The sequence below is a fragment of the Chryseobacterium sp. 2VB genome, from assembly GCF_005503635.1.
GTDB classification, from domain to species: domain Bacteria; phylum Bacteroidota; class Bacteroidia; order Flavobacteriales; family Weeksellaceae; genus Chryseobacterium; species Chryseobacterium cupriresistens.
The window spans coordinates 76,489-95,772 of record NZ_SCNC01000019.1; the positions used below are offsets into that span (position 1 = coordinate 76,489).

Genomic DNA, 19,284 nt, shown 5'->3' on the forward strand with positions numbered 1-19,284 from the left:
AAATTACACCTCATTTGTATTCACAACAATCTTCCCGCTTCCTGCCTCCATCTTCCAGCCATTTAACACTAGTTAAACTATAGACTTAATTGTTTATCTTTGTAGAACAATAAAAAACTATGATTTTATCAATGACCGGATTCGGTAGAGCCGAAGATGTTTTTGAAGGAAAAAAAATTACTATAGATATTAAATCTCTGAACAGCAAGAGCTTTGATTTAAATATTAAAATTCCTTTACGTTATAAAGAAAAAGAATTTGAAATCAGAAAAATTCTTAACGATAGAATTATCCGTGGAAAAGTAGACTGCTACGTTAATATCGAGAATCTTGAAGAGTCCAACGATGTAAAAATCAATAAAAACTTAATTGACTCTTATATTAACGAACTTAAAAACATAGCTTCTGACGGTCCCAATTTCGAATACCTTAAAATGGCAGTAAGACTTCCTGATGCCATTACATCAAGACCTGACGAATTAACGGAAGGTGAATGGGAAGCTCTGGCTAAAATTGTCAATAATGCAGTAGACAGATTCGAAGAATTCAGAAGAACTGAGGGTGGTATCTTACACGAGGAACTCAACAGAAATATTCAGAATATCGACAAATATCTGAGCGAAGTGATTCCTTTTGAAGAAGAAAGAATTGTGAGCGTGAAAGAACGTTATCAGAAATCTTTGAAAGAATTTGAAAACGTTGATGAAACTCGTTTCTACCAGGAAATGGCCTATTTCACTGAAAAACTTGATATTTCTGAAGAAAAGGTAAGACTTGCCCAGCACCTGAAATATTACAAAGAAGTAATGGACAATGAGTCTTTCAACGGAAAAAAACTGGGATTTATTTCTCAGGAAATCGGAAGAGAAATCAATACACTGGGTTCTAAAGCCAATCACGCAGAAATCCAGAAACTGGTGGTAATGATGAAAGACGACCTTGAAAAAATAAAAGAACAAACGTTAAACGTATTGTAATGATAGATACGAGGTACGAGATGCGTGGCTGTTATTTCTAATAATGGATCACCAAACTCGAAACCCGTAACCCGAAACCAAAAAAAATGGATAAAGTAATTATATTTTCAGCACCATCAGGGAGCGGAAAAACTACATTGGTAAAGCATTCACTGGAAACATTTCCTGAACTGGAATTTTCAATCTCATGTACTACAAGACAGCCAAGAGGAAGTGAAGTACATGCAGTAGATTATCATTTTCTGACACCGGAGGAGTTCAGACAGAAAATTTCCGAAGATGCTTTTGTAGAATATGAAGAAGTTTATACTGACAAATATTACGGTACTTTAAAATCTGAAGTAGAAAAAATCTGGAATCAGGGAAAAGTTGTTATTTTTGATGTAGATGTAAAAGGAGGCATTTCATTAAAAAAATACTTCGGTGAAAAAGCATTGTCTATTTTTATAGAGCCGCCTTCCATTGAAGAATTGGAACGAAGATTGATCTCCAGAAACACAGATGATGCAGAAACCATAAAAACCCGTGTAGCAAAGGCAGAAGAAGAAATGACCTATGCCAGCGAGTTTGACAAGATCGTGATTAATGAGGATCTTGATGCAGCTAAAAAAGAAATAGAAAGTTTAATAAAAAGTTTTATCAGTAATTAATGGCTGGAAGATAGAAGCAGGAAGATGGGAGTAACTCAATATTCTCAAAATCTAACTTCTAATTTCTAACCCCTAGCTTCTGATCATAAAAAATTGAGGTGGATATGAGTACCGAAACATTAGAAAAAGCTAAATCTGCAATTCCTGTCAGAGGATTTCTGGATATAAAAGATATTGCTATTCCTCAGGGTGAAGAGCTTGTAAAAGCCATCCTGAAGCTTAAAGAGGAAAAAAATGCTGTTATTCTTGCCCATTATTACCAACCGGGAGAAATTCAGGATATTGCTGATTTCCTTGGAGATTCTTTACAGCTGGCGAGACAGGCAAAAGAAACCAATGCTGACATGATCGTATTCTGTGGAGTACATTTTATGGCAGAAGCCGCAAAAATTCTTAATCCAACTAAAAAAGTAGTTCTTCCTGATACCATGGCCGGATGCTCTCTGGCAGATGGATGTTCAGGGGAAGGATTGAGAAAAATGCGAGAGCAGCACCCGAATGCTTTAATTGCCACTTACATCAACTGTAATGCTGAAACTAAAGCTGAAAGTGATATTATCGTTACAAGTTCAAACGCTGAAACAGTGATTGAAGCACTTCCGAAAGACAGACCGATCATTTTTGCACCGGATAAAAACCTGGGAAGATACCTTTCTAAGAAAACAGGCCGCGATATGATCCTTTGGGATGGAAGCTGTGTGGTACACGAAGCATTTTCAATGGAAAGAATTGCCCAGCAATTGGCTGACAATCCGGATGCAAAACTAATTGCACACCCTGAAAGTGAAGAAGCGGTATTGAAATTAGCTCATTTCATCGGCTCTACTTCTGCGCTTTTGAATTATGTAGAAAAAGATGACTGCCAGAAATTCATCATCGCTACTGAGGAAGGTATTCTTCATGAAATGAAAAAACGTGCACCTCACAAAGAACTGATTCCAGCATTGGTTTTCGACGAAAGCTGTAACTGTTCAGAATGTTTTTATATGAAGCGTAATACAATGGAAAAATTGTATCTATGTATGAAATATGAACTTCCGGAAATTCTTATCGACGAAGAATTAAGATTAAAAGCATTAAAGCCTATTGAAGCGATGCTTGATCTTTCCAAAAGCATAAAATAATTTTTTTATCACGAATATTTATTATATTTAAAACTTAAACTAATAATAAATATGAAAAATCTAAAAAAATTAGACAGAAGAAGTCTTAAAAATGTAAACGGAGGAAGTAACATATGTAACTTAAACTGCGAAATACATGAAACCTGCGGAGCAGGATGCAATGGAGAATTGATCTGCGTACCCAGAGGAATGTATATTCCGGATAACTGTTAAAAAAATAAAGCACTGTAAAAACAGTGCTTTTTTTATTGTTCTGAAACAGGTCGTGTGCTAAGAGACACCTCCGTCTACGCATTCCATACTTACCAGAACACACATCTTACAATAATCAGGCAGTCCCTGATAAGCAGAACATGGATACTGATATTCTGGTCCATCTCCGAACGTAGCATTCTGAGGACACCCTGCACATCTGGACGGACCAGCTGCCCCATTTAATCTTTCAAGTTCTTTTCTGTTTAATTTCTTTAAATTTTTCATAGTTGTTTTAATTTTTAATACGTTTTAAGATTCTGAAATAAGACAGCTTCCCGGAACTGATGGATCATAAGGGAAAAGATAAAGACAAACTTTACGTCCTTTAAGATCTGTACATACAGCACACCCTTTTGGTCCGCAATCGAGGTCAACTGCACAGCTGTCTCCTGTACCTCCGATAATAGATTTTAAGCTTTCTCTGTTTAATTTTTTTGAATTTTTCATAGTATTTTAATTTTTAAATTGAGTTTAGTCTATTCAATACTACAGCATTGGTGCATAGCAGGTTCCTCCCGGCTTCAGCCAGCATCCCCAATTCCCGCCTCCGCGGAAACAAACAAACTGCTCGCCTCCACAGGCTTCAATCTGAATATCAGTGAAACCACCTTTGATGTTCTTCTTGTCTTCTCTTGATAATTTTTTAATTGTTTTCATATGGTAATAATTTTGGTATTCTGTAACAATAAATTGATCATTTGAATCAGTAAGGTCCGAAGCATTCAAAGCTTACCAGAACTCTTCCTTTACAGCATTCCGGTAAAGCATGATAATCGGCACATGACCTTGGCTCGCCTGGTCCGTATGGACCGGCAGGACAATTCTCAAAACAGTTATTCACATTTCCTCCACTGATTGACTTCAGATTCAGGCGGTTTAATTTCTTTAAATTTTTCATAGTTATTTCGTTATTAGTTAATATCATAAATGTAACATTTTTAATCAATTACACCAAAATATATCTCATAAAAAGGAAATATATTTTATTATGTTAAAAACTTGTCTGTTTCAAAATAATTTGTACATTTGTTCTGTTACAATGAATTTTTTAAGAAACATATCTGATATTTCTGCTCTGAAGTCACTTATTTCAGGCGTATCTTCTGTTTCTACATTTGGCACTACAACAATTACCCCATAACGGGGTAGATTTTCACATATTATTCCCGGTACCCGTACTCTTTTTTTCAAAGAGTAACCACTTCTTTTTATCCAACTTCAAAAAAATAATTGATGAAAGTTTTAAAATTCGGCGGAACATCAGTCGCCCATTCTCAGAATATCTTACTGATGGAAAAAATCGTAAAAAGAGAATCTTTAAAAAGTAAAGTTGTTGTTATTGTATCAGCTCTTCACGGAGTTACAGATCAACTGATCAAAGCAGCAGAACAGGCTTCTGTAAATGATGAAAATTACAGTCAGGCCATTCAGAACCTTGAAGAAAAACATATCAGTCTGGTGAAAGAACTTTTCCCAATCGCAGAACAAAGCTCATGGCTGAGTTTTGTAAAAAGACATTTCAACGATATCGAGGATCTCTGCAACGGAATTGCTGTTCTTGGGGAATTGACAGACAGAATTAAAGATAAAATTGCTTCTTACGGAGAATTCCTTTCCTCAAAAATTATAGCTGCAAGATTACAACATGAGGGATTGGACTGCGTCTGGATGAACTCTGCAGAACTGATCAGAACAGACAGTAATTTTACCCATGCAAAAGTAGATTTTAAATCCACCGATCATAATATTGCCCGTTTTCTGAATGAAAATCAGAACCACATTATCGTAGGACCAGGTTTTATAGCGAAGGACGAGAAAAATAACGCCACCACATTAGGGAGAGGCGGATCAGATTACACCGCATCTATTATTGCAGCGGCTATTGATGCAGAAGAACTCCAGATCTGGACCGATGTAAGCGGGATGATGACTGCTGATCCCCGTCTGGTCTCCAATGCTAAACCTATTTCAGAAATATCTTATCATGAAGCGATGGAACTGTCACATTTTGGGGCTAAAGTGCTCTACCCGCCTTCCATTCAGCCTGTCATGGTAAAAAATATAAACCTGCATATCAAAAATACTTTTGATCCCGATGCAGAGGGAACTCTGATTTCTCATCAACTACAATCTTCAGAAGATGAAAAACAGATTGCAGTAGGAATCTCCAATATGAACAGTATTGCCCTGCTTACACTGGAAGGCAGCGGAATGGTAGGAATACCCGGAATTTCAGCTAAATTATTTCAGTGTTTAAGCCATGAAAAGATCAATGTAATCCTTATAACACAAGGTTCTTCAGAGCATTCCATCACCATTGCAATTGAAGAAAAAGAAGCTTTACGTGCCGAGCATGCAATCAACTCTTCTTTTGCGGATGATATTAATCTGAAAAGAGTGTACGCGGTGAAAATTGAGACCGGACTTTCTATTGTAGCTCTGGTCGGAGAAAGTATGAAAAGCAGAAGCGGCGTAAGTGCCAAAATGTTCGGATGTCTGGGAAATAACGGAGTTAATATTAGAGCCATAGCACAAGGGTCTTCGGAAAGAAATATCAGTATTGTGATTTCAGAAAAAGACAGTAAAAAAGCGGTAAATGTACTTCACGAAGATTTTTTCGAATCTGAAATAAAACAAATTCATCTTTACATCTGTGGAACAGGAAATGTAGGTTCAAAACTGATCCAGCAGATTTATGACCAAAATGATTATCTAAAAGAAAACTTTCTGATCAACCTGAGAATTGCAGGAATCTCCAACAGCCGGCATATGATGTTTTCAGATCAGGGAATATCACAGGAAAATTATCTTAACTGGAATCAGCAGGGTGAAAAAGCCTCTGCCAGGGAATTTGCTGATGAAATTATCTACAGAAACCTTAGGAATTCTGTTTTCGTTGATGTAACTGCAAGTCCTGAGGTTCCTGAAGTATATGAAAGCTTATTAAAAAGAAGTGTGGATATTGTTGCCTGTAATAAAATTGCAGCTTCTTCTGATTTTAGAAAGTATAAAACCTTAAAAAATACCGCCAGAAACCACAACTGCAGTTTTTATTTTGAAACCAATGTAGGGGCAGGGCTTCCGGTAATAGGAACTATCAACGACCTCATCAAAAGCGGAGACCAGATTCAATCCATTAAAGCTGTACTGAGTGGAACATTGAATTTTGTGTTTAATGAGTATGACGGAAACAGAACTTTTTCTGAAGTGGTAGCCCAGGCTCAGAAGGAAGGATACACAGAGCCGGATCCAAGGCTTGATCTTTCGGGAACAGATGTAGCAAGAAAAATTTTAATTCTGGCCAGAGAGGCAGGATATCCGCTTCAGTTTGAAGACATTGAAAATAGAGGTTTTCTGCCTGAAGAATGTATGGAAGGAAGCGTTGAAAACTTTTATGAGAAACTCACAGTATATGAAGACCATTTTAAAAACTTATTAAACAATGCTAAAAACGAAGGTAAAATATTAAAATACGTAGCAGAATTTGAAGACGGAAAAGCCAGAGTAGGTTTACAGCATATTGCTCCGGACAGCGATCTGTTTCATCTGTATGGCAAAGACAATATTGTCATTTTCAAAACGCTGAGATATTCCGAACAGCCTTTGGTGGTAAAAGGAGCCGGTGCCGGAGCTGATGTAACAGCAAGTGGAGTTTTTGCAGATATTATCCGTTCTATTTAAAAATACAAATATGAAAAAAGTAAAATTAAAAGTACCCGCCACTGTAGCCAACCTGGTTTGCGGATTTGATATTTTAGGAATGGCAGTTCATGATCCTTATGATGAAATGGAATTCAGATTATTGGAAACTCCTGATATTATTATACATCATACAGACTCTTTCGGGCTGCCTGAAGAACCGTCCAAAAATGTTGCAGGCATCGTCTTGTTGAAAATTCAGGAACATTTTAATCTGAAAAATGGTTTTGAAGTCATTATTCATAAACATATAAAGCCTGGAAGCGGGCTCGGCTCCAGTGCGGCAAGTGCCGCCGGAGCCGCCTTCGGAGCCAATGTCTTATTAGGAAACAAATTGTCAAAGGAAGAAATGGTTCATTTTGCCATGTTTGGAGAAGAACTGGCTTCGGGAGTACGCCATGCAGACAATATCGCGCCATGCATCTATGGTGGAATTACGCTGGTAAAATCTACCAACCCGATTGATATTATTCCGCTGAACAGCCCTGATTTGTTTGTAACAGCAGTACATCCGCAGGTAGAAGTTAAAACTTCGGATGCCAGACAGATTTTAAAGAAAAATATCAGTTTGAAAAGCGCTGTGGAGCAATGGGGAAATATTGCAGGGCTGATAGCTGGAATTGAGAAAAATGATTTCCCGTTAATTGGAAGAAGTCTTAACGACGTCATCATAGAACCTGTCCGCAGTATCCTGATTCCGAAGTTTGACGAAATCAAAGAAAAAAGCTTACAGATAGGATCTTTGGGAGGAGGAATTTCCGGATCAGGACCTTCCATTTTCATGCTGTCAGAACAAAAAGAAACGGCAGAAAAAATTGCTCAGATGATGGAGTCAGTGTATAATGAAATTGAAATAGAAAGTTTTGTCTATGTTTCAAAAATAAATCCGGCAGGAATTCAGATTGTTGAAGAAAATTAACCTTAAAAAACAGAAATGAAATATTATAATTTAAAAGACCATCTTGAAAAAATTGATTTCAGAGAAGCAACAATAAAAGGTCAGGGAAAAGAAAAAGGATTATTTTTTCCGGAAAACATTCCGCAATTTGATCAGGAATTTATTCAAAATCTTCATCAGTATTCCAATGAAGAAATTGCGTACCAGTGTATGAAAGATTTTATGGGTGATGAAATTCCTTCTGAAATCTTAAAGGAAATTGTTACTGAAACAGTCAGTTTTGATATCCCTTTGGTTAAGATCAATGAACAAATCTCTATATTGGAATTATTTCATGGTCCCACCCTAGCTTTTAAAGATATCGGAGCCAGATTCATGAGCCGCTGCCTTTCCTATTTTTTGAAAGACCGGAATAAAAAAGTTACTGTTCTGGTGGCAACTTCTGGAGATACGGGAGGAGCTGTTGCCCATGGATTTTATAAAATTCCGCAAATCAATGTAGTTATTCTGTATCCTAAAAACAGAGTCAGTCCGGTGCAGGAAAAACAATTGACAGCATTAGGCGAAAATATTTCAGCGCTGGAAGTCAACGGAAGTTTTGATGACTGTCAGAATCTTGTCAAACAGGCTTTTGCAGATGAAGAAATCAACAGTCAGTTATTTTTGACCTCTGCTAATTCTATCAATGTTGCAAGATGGCTTCCTCAGCAGATTTATTATTTAATAGCTTTAAAACAATGGATACAGGAGCATAAGGAACAACCTGTAATCTGTGTACCCAGCGGAAATTTCGGAAATATCTGTGCCGGGCTTCTGGCTCATGTCAGAGGTTTGCCTGTCAGCCATTTTATTGCCGCCTGTAATGCCAACCAGGTAGTTCCTGATTATTTTAAAACTCAGAATTACCAGCCACAAAAAGCCATTACCACTCTATCCAATGCTATGGATGTGGGAAATCCAAGTAATTTTGTACGAATTCTGGAGCTTTTTGGGAATCAGTTTGAATTGGTAAAAAATAAAATTTCAGCTTATTCCATTGATGATGAGCAGACTATGAATACTATCTCTCAGATTTATGAGAAATACGGATATGTTCTGGAGCCTCACAGCGCTGTTGCATTGGCCGCAATGGAACAATATCTGCATGAAAACCCTGAACAGAAAGGATTTATTCTGGGGACTGCACATCCTGTAAAATTCCCTGATGCAGTGGAAAAAGCCATTCATACGCAGATTGAAATTCCTGAACCTTTGAAAGAACTTATGGAAAAGGATAAAAAAACTGTAGAAATAAATTCAGATTTTGAAGAATTAAGACGATTTTTGCTTCATAAAATCTGAAGCAATGAGCAAAATATATCTTGAAGACGTTAGAATATATGCCTACCATGGTGTACTTCCCGAAGAAAATATCATCGGTACCTATTATATTCTGAACGTAGAACTTCATACCGATCTGTGGAAAGCCGCAGAATCTGATGATTTGCATGACACAATAAGCTATGCAGACATCAATGATATTCTTCATGGCGAGATGAAAATAAAATCCAGATTACTGGAACATGTTGCCGGGAGAATGATTACAAAAATTCACAACAGCTTTCCACAGATTGATTATATTAAATTAAAAATCACCAAAACAGCTCCTCCAATGCAGGGAGAAATGAAAGGCGCCAGCATTGAGCTTGAAAAAAGCTTTAAGCCGGAAAATTAAAATTCATATTTTCGTTGATAAAAAAACATTCAAATTGAAATTCGTTACAATATTATTTTTAGCAGCAGGAATCAGCGTTTTTAGCCAGACCACCGTTGATAATCAGCTGGCAGCCTATAACTTTCCGAAGATAAAATCCAGTATTACAATGCCTGTGACCATTCCTCTTTCGGAACTTAGCAATATGATCAATGCTTCTGTGAAAGATCTCGTTTATCAGGATGATTCTTATACAGACAATAACAATGACCAGTTCAAGGTAAAAGTTTGGAAAACAAGACCTATCCGCCTTGTAGGTGGAACCAGTCAGAACCTGCTGATTGAAGTTCCTTTAAAAATATGGGCAGAAAAAGGAATTGGTACATTGGGAGTTTATACCTATCAGAATACAACCTTCGAAACGGTAATGTCTTTCAATACCACCGTTACTTTTAAAAATAACTGGACCATTACGACGAATACCCGTCCGAACGGTTTCAGATGGGTTACAAAACCCGTTCTGGACTACGGAAGAATCCAGATTCCTATTACTTCCATTGTTGAAAAAAGCCTAAAAGAACAACAGGAAAAATTCTGTAAGACAATTGATCAGCAAATGGCTGCACAGTTGAATTTCCAACAATATGCCTTAATGGCCTGGAATACTTTTCTGCAGCCCTTCAATATTTCTGAGGAATATAATACCTGGCTGAAAGTAAGTCCGGTGGGAGTTAATATCACTCCTTTGAAGTTCTATGGAAATCAGATCAACGCTACTCTTGGTGTTGATATCTTTTCGGAAACTTTCACAGGAAATAAACCTGCAGCTTCTTCACCGGTGACCAGCGTTGCCAATTTTAATACAACGCCGTCAGTTGCAGATCGATTTATTTTGCAGACCACTGCTAATATTCCTTTTACTGAGGCAAGTAGTATGGCAAGAAAAACTTTCCTGAATAAGGAGTTTGATGTGCGTGATTCTAAAGTAAAAGTAACCGACATCAGGGTATACGGTGTTGATGACAGAGTAGTTATTGAAGCGCAGACTGATGGCTATATAAAAGGGACTTCCATTATTTCAGGAATCCCGGTATATGACGAAACGAAAAGGAAAATTGTTTTGTCACAAACAAAATTCAAGCTGAAAACAACCAATATTCTGCAGAAAACGGTTTCCCTTCTGTTTCAGGGAAAAATTGTAAAAATGATTGAGGAAGAATATGGTATCCCCACGCAGGAGGTGGAAGAAACTTCAAGGAAAAGTATTGAAGAAGCTTTTAATAAAGAGTATTATAAAGGATTAAAAATGAACGGAAGAGTTTTCAATCTTAAGCCCAGTAAAATTCTACTTAGCAGTACAGGAATTACCGCCGTTATTGATACAAATGCTTCGTTAAAATTGATTGTGAACGGATTCTAAAATTTTAAACTCAAAAACTAAACCAAAAACTAATAACCGACCATGAGAAAATATTAGTAGTTGTAGATCGAAACAAAGCTGAAAAGCTGACCAGATTTGCTAATTTTTTTATTGACAGACTTGTCATCTCAGTTTTTTTTCTTGCTTTGGGCTTTACTGCTTCTTTACTGTACAACCTAGCCAATATTGACTTTCTGATCAAGATTGTTTATAAGATGTCAGAAATCAATAGGTTTCTTGATATACTGATAACCTCTCTTATCTACTTTATGTACACTTTTCTGATAGAATATTTTACCAAAGGAAGATCGATCGGCAAGTATATTACCGGAACAAAAGTCATTTGTATTGATGGAACAGAACCTACTTTCAATGATTATTTGGTTCGCAATATTTCGAGAATTGTTCCTTTTGATACATTTTCCTTCTTAGGTGAAAATGGCTGGCATGATAAATGGAGTGAAACAAGAGTAATAAACATCAAAAATTATCAGGCTGAAATTCAAGCAAAAAGCGAAATTGAGAATCTTGGAAAGAAAGAAATTGCTTAAAAACTTTTGTTCATAAAGAAATTTTACTATATTTGCACACCTCAAAAATGGTAAAAATGGTACTTTGGCCGAGCGGCTAGGCAGTGGTCTGCAACACCATCTACAGCGGTTCGAATCCGCTAGGTACCTCAGAAAAAACCTCTAAGTTATTTAGAGGTTTTTTTGTTTTTATATTTTTACGATTTTTAAATATTCCATTTTTTTCAACAATATTATTATGAAAAAGTTGATCACCTTCTTTCTGATTTCTTTTGTCTTAGCAGTTTTAAACGGATATTTTTTTAATTATATTAATGACACCTACTTACATTTTGATGTCAATTATAATAAGTCTCAAAATATCTCAAAAAATGAATTAAACTTTATTGCCCTATTCGTTGCTCCTTTTATTGAAACTTTTATATTTCAGTATCTCCCTTACCTGATTTTAAGCAAATGGATAAAGCTCAATAATAACGCATTTTGCATCATCATTATGAGTATTATTTTTGCATCAATGCATTATTATAACTGGCTCTATATTGTGATGACATTTTTTGGAGGCATTATTTTAAATAACCTTTATATTTATTACCACAAGCAGATTCCTCACTACAGTTTTATTCTAACAGTACTCTTCCACATGTTGTTCAATCTTTATGGTTTTTTGTTTATCATGTAACTTTCCTTTGTTAAAAAAACAAGCTCTTCCCGATCAAAGAAGAGCTTGGTAAATAATGCAAAAAGTAATGATGGATAAAAAATTATCTTTTTCAAAGATAAAGGGATACATCAACCTGAGTTTATGAGCAGCGTCATATCAGATCAAAAAAAAATCCCCGGAAATTCCGAGGATAAAAACTAATAACCATGAAAACTCAAATTAAACATGAGTTACATTTCTATATTGAAAAATCGTGCCAAGAATAACAATTTTGAGAAAAAAAGTTAATTTCTTACTGCAGCACCATTTTAATCAATTCAGTATTTTAAACCGATTTTACTGATACTTTAAAAATCACTTCATAATTACTTCTAATAATTTCAAATAAATATAACGGTCTGGCAAAAGTATTAAAAAAAAAGTAATTTACATTTTAATAAAATAAAATTTACATTCATGACATAAAAAAAAATTAAAATAACTTACCCGGCTATAAAAATATTTTTTGTCACAAATTGGCATACTTTATTCTTTATTTAAACCAACCCAGTAAAATTTAAATGTCATGTCACAAAAAAATTTTAATAAAGAAGATTTCACAAAAATCAAAGATGGGGAATATCAGTTGGAGTATACAATAAGTGAAATAGGTGAAGGGGCAGATCTTATCGTGGAAAGAATGACAGAAAATGGAAACTATGAAATGATTCAGCCTCAGTTACGAAAATCAAATGACAAAATATCAATCATTTGGGACAGTCCGTTCGACGGTAGAATTCTATTTGATGTATAAGGGCAATTCAGAAATGTTCATCATATAGAAAAAGCCCCCAGAAATGGAGGCCTCAAAAAACACAAATGATGAAAAAAAATTTTATATCAGAGATAAAAATTATTTTATCTATTAATTCTTAGTCAAAGATATACCACTCTTTTTTTTTATTTTATGATTATACTCATAAAATTTTTAATTCTTTTAAGTAGGGATTTTTCCGAGCCTTTCAAATATTTCTCAAAAAGAGACAATAATTAAAATCTGTAATACTCTGTTTTCTTATAACTGGGAGAACAGCATTTCTTTAGATGAAAATGCATCATAAAAATATCATGTTTTGCACAATTATCATATTCGCTAAGTCATATAAAGCATAAAAAGAAACGACCTCCGCAAGGAGGCCTAAAAAACACAAATGATGAAAAAAATCTATTTAGAAAAATCCAAACAGAATATTGTGGAATCATTCAAAACGACCATATATTGTTACATTTTCCAAGCAGAAAACATTATACAATACCGGAACAGAAGAATGAATACTTTCTATAAGAATCAAACTGCATCTGAAGATCAATTAAACACCACAAAACAGGGTGAAATTATTTAGTAAACCAAAAAATCTTCATCTGTGAACGGGTAAATTTAGTTAAATATTTATTTGCTCACAAGACTATTCCTCCCAAATGATTGGAATATACACTGTAACATATCCATCAGCATCTACATGGGCATCAGAAACCGTTGCAACGACAGTTCCATAACCTACCCAGCCTCCCTGGCCCTGCGTAGCAGAAAAATTATAGGTTCCTGCAGGAAGGCCATCATAATATTGTGGAACAGATTGAAATCCGCCACCGTAATAGGTATCATACACTTCTCCTGTAGCTATATTCTCAGCAAGAAAACTTCCTACATCATAATTTCCAGAAAGAATTTTGGTTCCGTTTTTTGAGAGAAGACCGTACCGGATCTTATAGGTCTGAGTTTTTGGCGTTTCACCGGTTATTCCTGAACTACCTTTATAGGGTTGGGCTATTTCTCTGGAGGAAAACGATGTGGCAACAGTAAGCAATGTAATCACTGCTGATACTGTAAAGATTGATTTTTTCATATTAAACGTATTTGGTATTCAAAAATACTCAACTTATATGAATTCAATAAAAACTATTAATGAAATAAAATTTACAAATACTCCTGAAAACCCTGCATTAACAATATAATACTCATCATTATTCAAAATTATTTTCCTTTTAACTATTAATTTTAACACTCGTTAACTAAAATTTGGCTCTATAATTGAAAATAAAACTAAAATTAAGTCATTTGGCTTTATTGTATTAAAATTTGAATTATGAGAAAGATAGTATTGGCAGGTTTTTTATCCGTCTTTTTAATGACGGCCTGCAAGAAAGATGACCGTGTTGCAGAAAAGTCGCTGGAAGCACAGAAACTTGAGTTTCAGGCCAGACAACTTGAAATAGAAAAACAAAAACTGGCTATTGAAAAAGAAAAAATGGTATACGAAGCCCAGAAAAAAGCAGACAGTATATCAGAAAGTAAAAAATCAAGAGCTGCTGCTGAAAATAATTCAAAACCACAGGTGATCAGAGAAACACGAACAGTATATAGAGACAGAAGCTCAAACTCTGGTTCAGGCAGCAACGGAAGCTATGCCGATAACGGAAGTGGTACTTCACAGGGAACCACACAGAAAAAAGGATGGAGTAAGGCTGCCAAAGGAACTGTTATTGGTACCGTAGGTGGAGCAGCTGTCGGAGCCATAGTCGCTAAGAAAAACAGAGGCCTTGGTGCTGTCATAGGTGGTGTTGTAGGAGGTGCTACAGGATATACTATTGGTAGATCACAGGATAGAAAAGACGGACGAGTACAACCCCGTTAATAAATATTTTAATGATAAAATACAAAGATTGCTTACTTTTAAGCAATCTTTTTTTATGATACTGATTCTGTTTTCATCCATTTTCATCATTCCTGTCCTGATGGGCTGGGGAAAGATCATGGAAAATATATGGGGAGTTCTGTTTCAGGGAATTTCAGGGAAAATTTTATCCGGAATCCTGGGATTAAGTCTGATATGGACAGTTATCTCATTTTTCACCCCCTTGAATATCAATATCGAAATACCTTCCATATTCTCAGGGTTATTCTTTTTCTTTAAAAACAAACTTTATCAGGATTTCTATCAGCTTACAAAAAAAGAATTTAAAGTATTAAGTGTAAGTTCTCTGGTTATTATATTCGCAGGTTCTTTTTATCCTTATATATTGGATCATTTCGGATATTATATTCCTACGCTAAAATGGCTCACAGAATATGGTCTGGTAAAGGGAATTTCTAATGTAGACCTCACCTTAGGGCAAATGTCTGTCTGGCATATCTTTCAGGCTGGGTTTTCTAATTTCTCTGAGCCTTTCTTTAGAATCAATACAGTGCTGCTTATCATCTACAGTATTTATAGTATTGAAAAGAAAAACTGGATACATCTATGTTTCCTACCGGTATTGCTGCTGTTTTCACAGTCTCCAAGCCCTGATCTTCCTGTCATTATTTTTTCATTGATTATTTTAAATGAGATCATGACAGGAAACAGAAATTCCACTTTCCTTTTTACATTTTCAGTATTTGTTTTTGCCATAAAACCAACCATGATATGGCTGCCTGTATTGACATTCCTAAGTTCAGTTTTTATTTTTAAAACCCATTTCAGATCCTTCTTTTCAGGAATAATCATTTTACTGCTTTTCTTCATTAAAAATATCTGGACATTTGGATACCCGGTTTTTCCGATAGCAATAGGCGATATAGGAGTAGCCTGGAAGCCTGATCCGGAGGTTTTAAAAATCTCCTCACAATTTGCCATTATGAAAACGTATGATATGCAGTACACGTATGAAGAAATCCAGAAATTTTCAACTGCAGATTATATCAGAAACTGGTTTTCTCTGGAAGGAATCAAATCCAAAATCAACATTCTTTTTGTTTTGAGCTTAGTCATTTTCACTGTCTTTACCTTAGTAAAAAAGAAAAAGCTCACCACCCTGATCTGTCTTTCATTATTGATAAAGAGTATATTAGTTCTTATTTTTTCAGCCCAATACAGATTTTTCACAGATGTCTTTTTCGTGATATTCTTTGTTATTTTCCATGAATATTTTGATCAGAAAAAAGCTGTTATTGTTTTCTCAATTTTAAGCGTATTTTTTATTTCCATTTTATCTTTCCCGGAATTTATCCAGAGATATCTTCCAAGTTTCAGATCCGGAAACTTCATGAAAGGATTTGAAAAAGAACAGATATACAAGCCTGCAACGTATGAATATCAGCAGTTTCATACATTTAAGGTAGGAAATTTTAAATTTAATATGGTTCACCATTATCCTTATAGTTTTGACACACCGCTTCCGGCCATCACTCCGGCTTATTTTTTCGATAATGTAAAGGCCGGTATTTTTCCACAACTCTCGGATAAAAATGATATCAAAAAAGGATTTATCAGGAAAAAGATGACCTCAGAAGAAAAAGAGGAAGTCCAAAAGGTTATCAATACTATCGAAAACACTGATAAATAGAACAAATCCAGAAACTTTATTATCTGAAGAAAAAAAGGTAATTTTGTATCATGTTCAACACATTAGGTAATCTTCTTAGTCTTACAACATTTGGAGAAAGTCACGGAGTGGCTTATGGCGGTATCATCAATAATTTTCCGGCAGGTTTAACGGTAGATCTCGATAAAGTTCAGTATGAACTGAACCGAAGAAAACCTGGCCAGTCGGCAATCGTTACACAAAGAAAGGAAAGCGACACGGTAAAGTTTCTTTCCGGAATCTTTGATGGCAAAACAACAGGTACGCCCATCGGTTTTATCATTGAAAATGAAAATCAGAAATCTAAAGATTATGATCACATAGCAGGCGCATATCGTCCAAGCCATGCTGATTATACTTATGACCAGAAATTTGGTTTCAGGGATCATCGTGGCGGCGGAAAATCTTCTGCAAGAGAAACAATGAACTGGGTAGTGGCAGGAGCCCTTGCCAAACAACTTTTACCCAACATTGAAATCAATGCTTACGTTTCTTCCGTAGGTGATATTTTCTGTGAAAAGCCTTATCAGGCTTTAGACTTCTCCCAAACAGAGAGCAATGATGTTCGTTGTCCGGATACTGAAACGGCAGAAAAGATGATTGCAAGAATCAAGGAGATCAAAAAAGAAGGAAACACAATCGGAGGAACCATCACCTGTGTGATTAAAAATGTTCCTGTAGGAATCGGTGAACCCATATTTTCTAAGCTTCAGGCTGAACTGGCAAAAGCAATGCTGAACATCAATGCCTGCAAAGGCTTTGAATATGGAAGTGGTTTCTGTGGTGCTAAAATGACAGGAAAAGAACATAATGATGCCTTCAATACAGATTTTACAACAAAATCTAACCTTTCAGGAGGTATTCAGGGTGGAATTTCCAATGGAATGGACATCTATTTCCGCGTAGCTTTCAAACCTGTAGCTACTATTCTGAGACCTCAGGACAGTATTGATAAAGACGGAAATCCAGTCATTGTAGAAGGAAAAGGACGCCACGATCCTTGTGTCGTTCCAAGAGCCGTTCCTGTAGTGGAAAGTCTGGCTGCGTTTGTACTGGCAGATCTGTTTTTGATCAACAAAACAAGAAACATCAATAATTTTTAACATAAATATTTTTGGTAATGAAAAATTACTGGGATAAAGGAATTTCGTTTGAAGAATATCTTCAGATTGCAAAAGAAAGATTAGAAAATCCTGCCAACCAACAGGAAGCTGACTATAAACAATATTACGAGCTGGGTCTTCAGAGAATGGACCGAACGGTAAAAAAGTACGTTCCGGATGAGGATCAGCTGAAAGAACTTGCTGCCAAAAACTTTGACGGAAAAATTCTGATTATTTCCGAAGCATGGTGTGGAGACGCAAGTGCAACAGTACCTGCTCTTTTCAGATTTTTTGAAGGACATAATGAAGTAAGAGTTTTTCTGAGAGACAATGATAAAAGCTTAATCAACCAATTTTTAACGAACGGTACGGAATCCATTCCGAAAGTCCTTATCCTTGACAAAGACCTGAATGTAAAAAATTCATGGGGGCCACGTCCCAAATATGGATATGAGCTTCTGATGAAATATAAAGCTGATCCTGAAGCGTATCCAAAAGATACTTTCTACAATGATCTGCAGATATATTATGCCAAAAACAGAGGTAAAGATGCTGTTCAGGAAATTTTAGGCCTGCTATAAAAAAGTGATATGAAAAAAAATGTCATTTATCTTGTAATTATTGCCATCATAGGTGTGGTTGCCTTCGTACCCGGAATAAGAAACTCTCTGAAAGATGCATTCTTTCCTGTAGCCACTATTGAAAATGCGGTTCATATCAGTGAAGAGGATTATGATATAGAACTTAAAGGCATTAATGCGCCAAGCACCAATCTTAAGAATTTTAAAGATAAAGGGGTTTTTCTGAACTTCTGGGGAACATGGTGCCCACCTTGCAGAAAAGAATGGCCTTCTATTCAGAAACTTTATGATACAAGAAAAGATCATGTTGATTTTGTTTTAATTGCCATGAATGATAAAGAAGAGGATGTAAGGAAGTTTTTGAAAGAAAACAACTATACTGTTCCGGTATATATTGCTCAAAGTCCTATTTCTGAGAAAATTCTTCCAAAGGTATTTCCTACCACTTTCCTACTGGATAAACACGGAAGAATCCTTATTAAAGAGGATGCTACAAAAGACTGGAACACAGAGACTGTGCATCAGTTCATTGACAATATTATCAAATAATATTTTAACTAAATTTTATAATTTGTTGGTACAGGATTTGCGAATTTTATAGCGTTGAAAAATTTATTAATCCAAACACAAAATGAAATATTCAAAATTAAATCTTGCAAAAGAAGCCATCAATCATAAGGGCTTTATCAAAAAGATCCCTGATATTTTCAGAATGGTTAAAATGTGGAGAAAAGGTATTTATCCAATGAAATCCATAGACATTATTCTTCCTTTACTGGGGATTTTATATGTACTCTCTCCTATTGACCTCCTTCCTGAATTTGTTATACCAGTTCTTGGAGTTATGGATGACCTGGCAGTATTGTCACTTACCATTCCTAAGCTCATCAAAGAGGTTGACAAATTTTTATTGTGGGAAGCCCAGCAGAAATATAGCGGTACCCAAGTCATTGATGCTGAAATTGTAAAATAACAGTTTATTATATTTTTAACACCATCCCGGCCAATCCGGGATGTTTTTTTATATCACTATACGAAGATTTTTTTTACTTTTGTTTTTGAACAAACACAAGAACAAAATGAAAAAGAATGTAACCCTGTATGAGGATATAATCCTTCATCCTCTCCTACAATTTAATCTGAAAAGTAATCCTGTCTCTATGGCTTTCAGCTGAAAGCTATTTAAATTCTATAAGCCATGACAGGGAATATTGCCGGGGATCAGAATCCTCGGGTTGGAACAGTGTGTTCCTACGAAATAAAGCCTTCAGGACTTTCATTCGTACTGAATGGAGACTATGAATGGT

At 35.6% G+C, this 19,284-nt stretch carries 23 protein-coding genes and 1 tRNA gene; 19 read left to right on the plus strand and 5 right to left on the minus strand.

The genetic code is table 11. The features are described 5' to 3' along the window. Positions 1–119 precede the first annotated feature (119 nt). From FFS26_RS16625 to FFS26_RS22575, 4 genes are all read left to right on the plus strand, one after another. Positions 120–977, plus strand: coding sequence for a YicC family protein (locus FFS26_RS16625; RefSeq protein ID WP_082798853.1), 858 nt, complete (start codon positions 120–122; stop codon positions 975–977). A gap of 86 nt (positions 978–1,063) precedes the next feature. Further along, positions 1,064–1,627, plus strand: coding sequence for a guanylate kinase (gene gmk / locus FFS26_RS16630; RefSeq protein WP_137905605.1), 564 nt, complete (start codon positions 1,064–1,066; stop codon positions 1,625–1,627). A 104-nt stretch (positions 1,628–1,731) separates the two neighbouring features. Next, positions 1,732–2,751 (plus strand): quinolinate synthase NadA, encoded by a 1,020-nt coding sequence (gene nadA, locus FFS26_RS16635; protein ID WP_137905606.1) that lies wholly within the window; start codon positions 1,732–1,734, stop codon positions 2,749–2,751. A 51-nt stretch (positions 2,752–2,802) separates the two neighbouring features. Next, positions 2,803–2,964: a bacteriocin-like protein gene (locus FFS26_RS22575; protein WP_157885796.1), complete on the plus strand. Its 162-nt coding sequence runs from the start codon at positions 2,803–2,805 to the stop codon at positions 2,962–2,964. Between the two features lie 57 nt (positions 2,965–3,021). Here FFS26_RS22575 and FFS26_RS16640 read toward each other — a convergent pair whose 3' ends face one another. From FFS26_RS16640 to FFS26_RS16650, 4 genes are read right to left on the minus strand one after another with little or no spacing between them, the layout of a single operon-like run. Further along, positions 3,022–3,231, minus strand: coding sequence for a hypothetical protein (locus FFS26_RS16640; RefSeq protein WP_137905607.1), 210 nt, complete (start codon positions 3,229–3,231; stop codon positions 3,022–3,024). 24 nt (positions 3,232–3,255) lie between these two features. Next, on the minus strand, positions 3,256–3,453 hold the full coding sequence (locus tag FFS26_RS16645) for a bacteriocin-like protein (RefSeq protein ID WP_137905608.1): 198 nt from the start codon (positions 3,451–3,453) through the stop codon (positions 3,256–3,258). 39 nt (positions 3,454–3,492) lie between these two features. Next, positions 3,493–3,663, minus strand: coding sequence for a bacteriocin-like protein (locus tag FFS26_RS22580; RefSeq protein WP_157885797.1), 171 nt, complete (start codon positions 3,661–3,663; stop codon positions 3,493–3,495). A 46-nt stretch (positions 3,664–3,709) separates the two neighbouring features. Next, positions 3,710–3,904 (minus strand): bacteriocin-like protein, encoded by a 195-nt coding sequence (locus tag FFS26_RS16650; RefSeq protein ID WP_110008068.1) that lies wholly within the window; start codon positions 3,902–3,904, stop codon positions 3,710–3,712. Between the two features lie 335 nt (positions 3,905–4,239). On the opposite strand from FFS26_RS16650, the gene thrA reads away from it, so the two are divergent. From thrA to FFS26_RS16695, 9 genes are all read left to right on the plus strand, one after another. Continuing rightward, a complete protein-coding gene (thrA, locus tag FFS26_RS16655) occupies positions 4,240–6,687 on the plus strand; it encodes a bifunctional aspartate kinase/homoserine dehydrogenase I (protein WP_110008070.1) in 2,448 nt (815 codons plus the stop codon). A 10-nt stretch (positions 6,688–6,697) separates the two neighbouring features. After that, positions 6,698–7,624, plus strand: coding sequence for a homoserine kinase (locus FFS26_RS16660; protein WP_110008071.1), 927 nt, complete (start codon positions 6,698–6,700; stop codon positions 7,622–7,624). A gap of 15 nt (positions 7,625–7,639) precedes the next feature. Further along, entirely contained in the window at positions 7,640–8,944 is a 1,305-nt protein-coding gene (gene thrC, locus FFS26_RS16665) for a threonine synthase (RefSeq protein ID WP_110008072.1), read from the plus strand. A gap of 4 nt (positions 8,945–8,948) precedes the next feature. Beyond that, positions 8,949–9,317: a dihydroneopterin aldolase gene (gene folB, locus FFS26_RS16670; protein WP_110008073.1), complete on the plus strand. Its 369-nt coding sequence runs from the start codon at positions 8,949–8,951 to the stop codon at positions 9,315–9,317. 34 nt (positions 9,318–9,351) lie between these two features. Continuing rightward, a complete protein-coding gene (locus tag FFS26_RS16675; RefSeq protein ID WP_137905609.1) occupies positions 9,352–10,716 on the plus strand; it encodes a DUF4403 family protein in 1,365 nt (454 codons plus the stop codon). Positions 10,717–10,802: 86 nt separating this feature from the next. Beyond that, positions 10,803–11,267, plus strand: coding sequence for an RDD family protein (locus FFS26_RS16680; protein WP_228449449.1), 465 nt, complete (start codon positions 10,803–10,805; stop codon positions 11,265–11,267). A 58-nt stretch (positions 11,268–11,325) separates the two neighbouring features. Next, positions 11,326–11,396 (plus strand) — tRNA-Cys (locus tag FFS26_RS16685). 88 nt (positions 11,397–11,484) lie between these two features. Continuing rightward, positions 11,485–11,928, plus strand: coding sequence for a CPBP family intramembrane glutamic endopeptidase (locus FFS26_RS16690; protein WP_110008075.1), 444 nt, complete (start codon positions 11,485–11,487; stop codon positions 11,926–11,928). Positions 11,929–12,475: 547 nt separating this feature from the next. Then, positions 12,476–12,703 (plus strand): glutathione synthase, encoded by a 228-nt coding sequence (locus tag FFS26_RS16695; protein WP_137905611.1) that lies wholly within the window; start codon positions 12,476–12,478, stop codon positions 12,701–12,703. Positions 12,704–13,355: 652 nt separating this feature from the next. Here FFS26_RS16695 and FFS26_RS16700 read toward each other — a convergent pair. Continuing rightward, positions 13,356–13,796 carry a hypothetical protein gene (locus tag FFS26_RS16700; protein ID WP_110008077.1) on the minus strand — a complete coding sequence of 147 codons (441 nt, stop codon included), beginning with the start codon at positions 13,794–13,796 and terminating at the stop codon, positions 13,356–13,358. 240 nt (positions 13,797–14,036) lie between these two features. On the opposite strand from FFS26_RS16700, the gene FFS26_RS16705 reads away from it, so the two are divergent. The 6 genes from FFS26_RS16705 (at position 14,037) to FFS26_RS16730 (ending at position 18,950) form a co-directional block, all read left to right on the plus strand. Beyond that, positions 14,037–14,585 carry a glycine zipper domain-containing protein gene (locus FFS26_RS16705; protein ID WP_110008078.1) on the plus strand — a complete coding sequence of 183 codons (549 nt, stop codon included), beginning with the start codon at positions 14,037–14,039 and terminating at the stop codon, positions 14,583–14,585. Positions 14,586–14,640: 55 nt separating this feature from the next. Next, complete coding sequence (locus FFS26_RS16710; protein WP_228449448.1) at positions 14,641–16,275, plus strand: LIC_10190 family membrane protein; 1,635 nt, start codon at positions 14,641–14,643, stop codon at positions 16,273–16,275. Between the two features lie 50 nt (positions 16,276–16,325). After that, positions 16,326–17,396, plus strand: coding sequence for a chorismate synthase (aroC, locus tag FFS26_RS16715; RefSeq protein WP_137905612.1), 1,071 nt, complete (start codon positions 16,326–16,328; stop codon positions 17,394–17,396). A 17-nt stretch (positions 17,397–17,413) separates the two neighbouring features. Next, positions 17,414–17,977 carry a thioredoxin family protein gene (locus FFS26_RS16720; RefSeq protein ID WP_110008080.1) on the plus strand — a complete coding sequence of 188 codons (564 nt, stop codon included), beginning with the start codon at positions 17,414–17,416 and terminating at the stop codon, positions 17,975–17,977. A 9-nt stretch (positions 17,978–17,986) separates the two neighbouring features. Then, positions 17,987–18,526, plus strand: coding sequence for a TlpA family protein disulfide reductase (locus FFS26_RS16725; protein WP_137905613.1), 540 nt, complete (start codon positions 17,987–17,989; stop codon positions 18,524–18,526). Between the two features lie 82 nt (positions 18,527–18,608). Continuing rightward, positions 18,609–18,950 carry a YkvA family protein gene (locus FFS26_RS16730; RefSeq protein ID WP_110008082.1) on the plus strand — a complete coding sequence of 114 codons (342 nt, stop codon included), beginning with the start codon at positions 18,609–18,611 and terminating at the stop codon, positions 18,948–18,950. Positions 18,951–19,284: the final 334 nt, after the last annotated feature.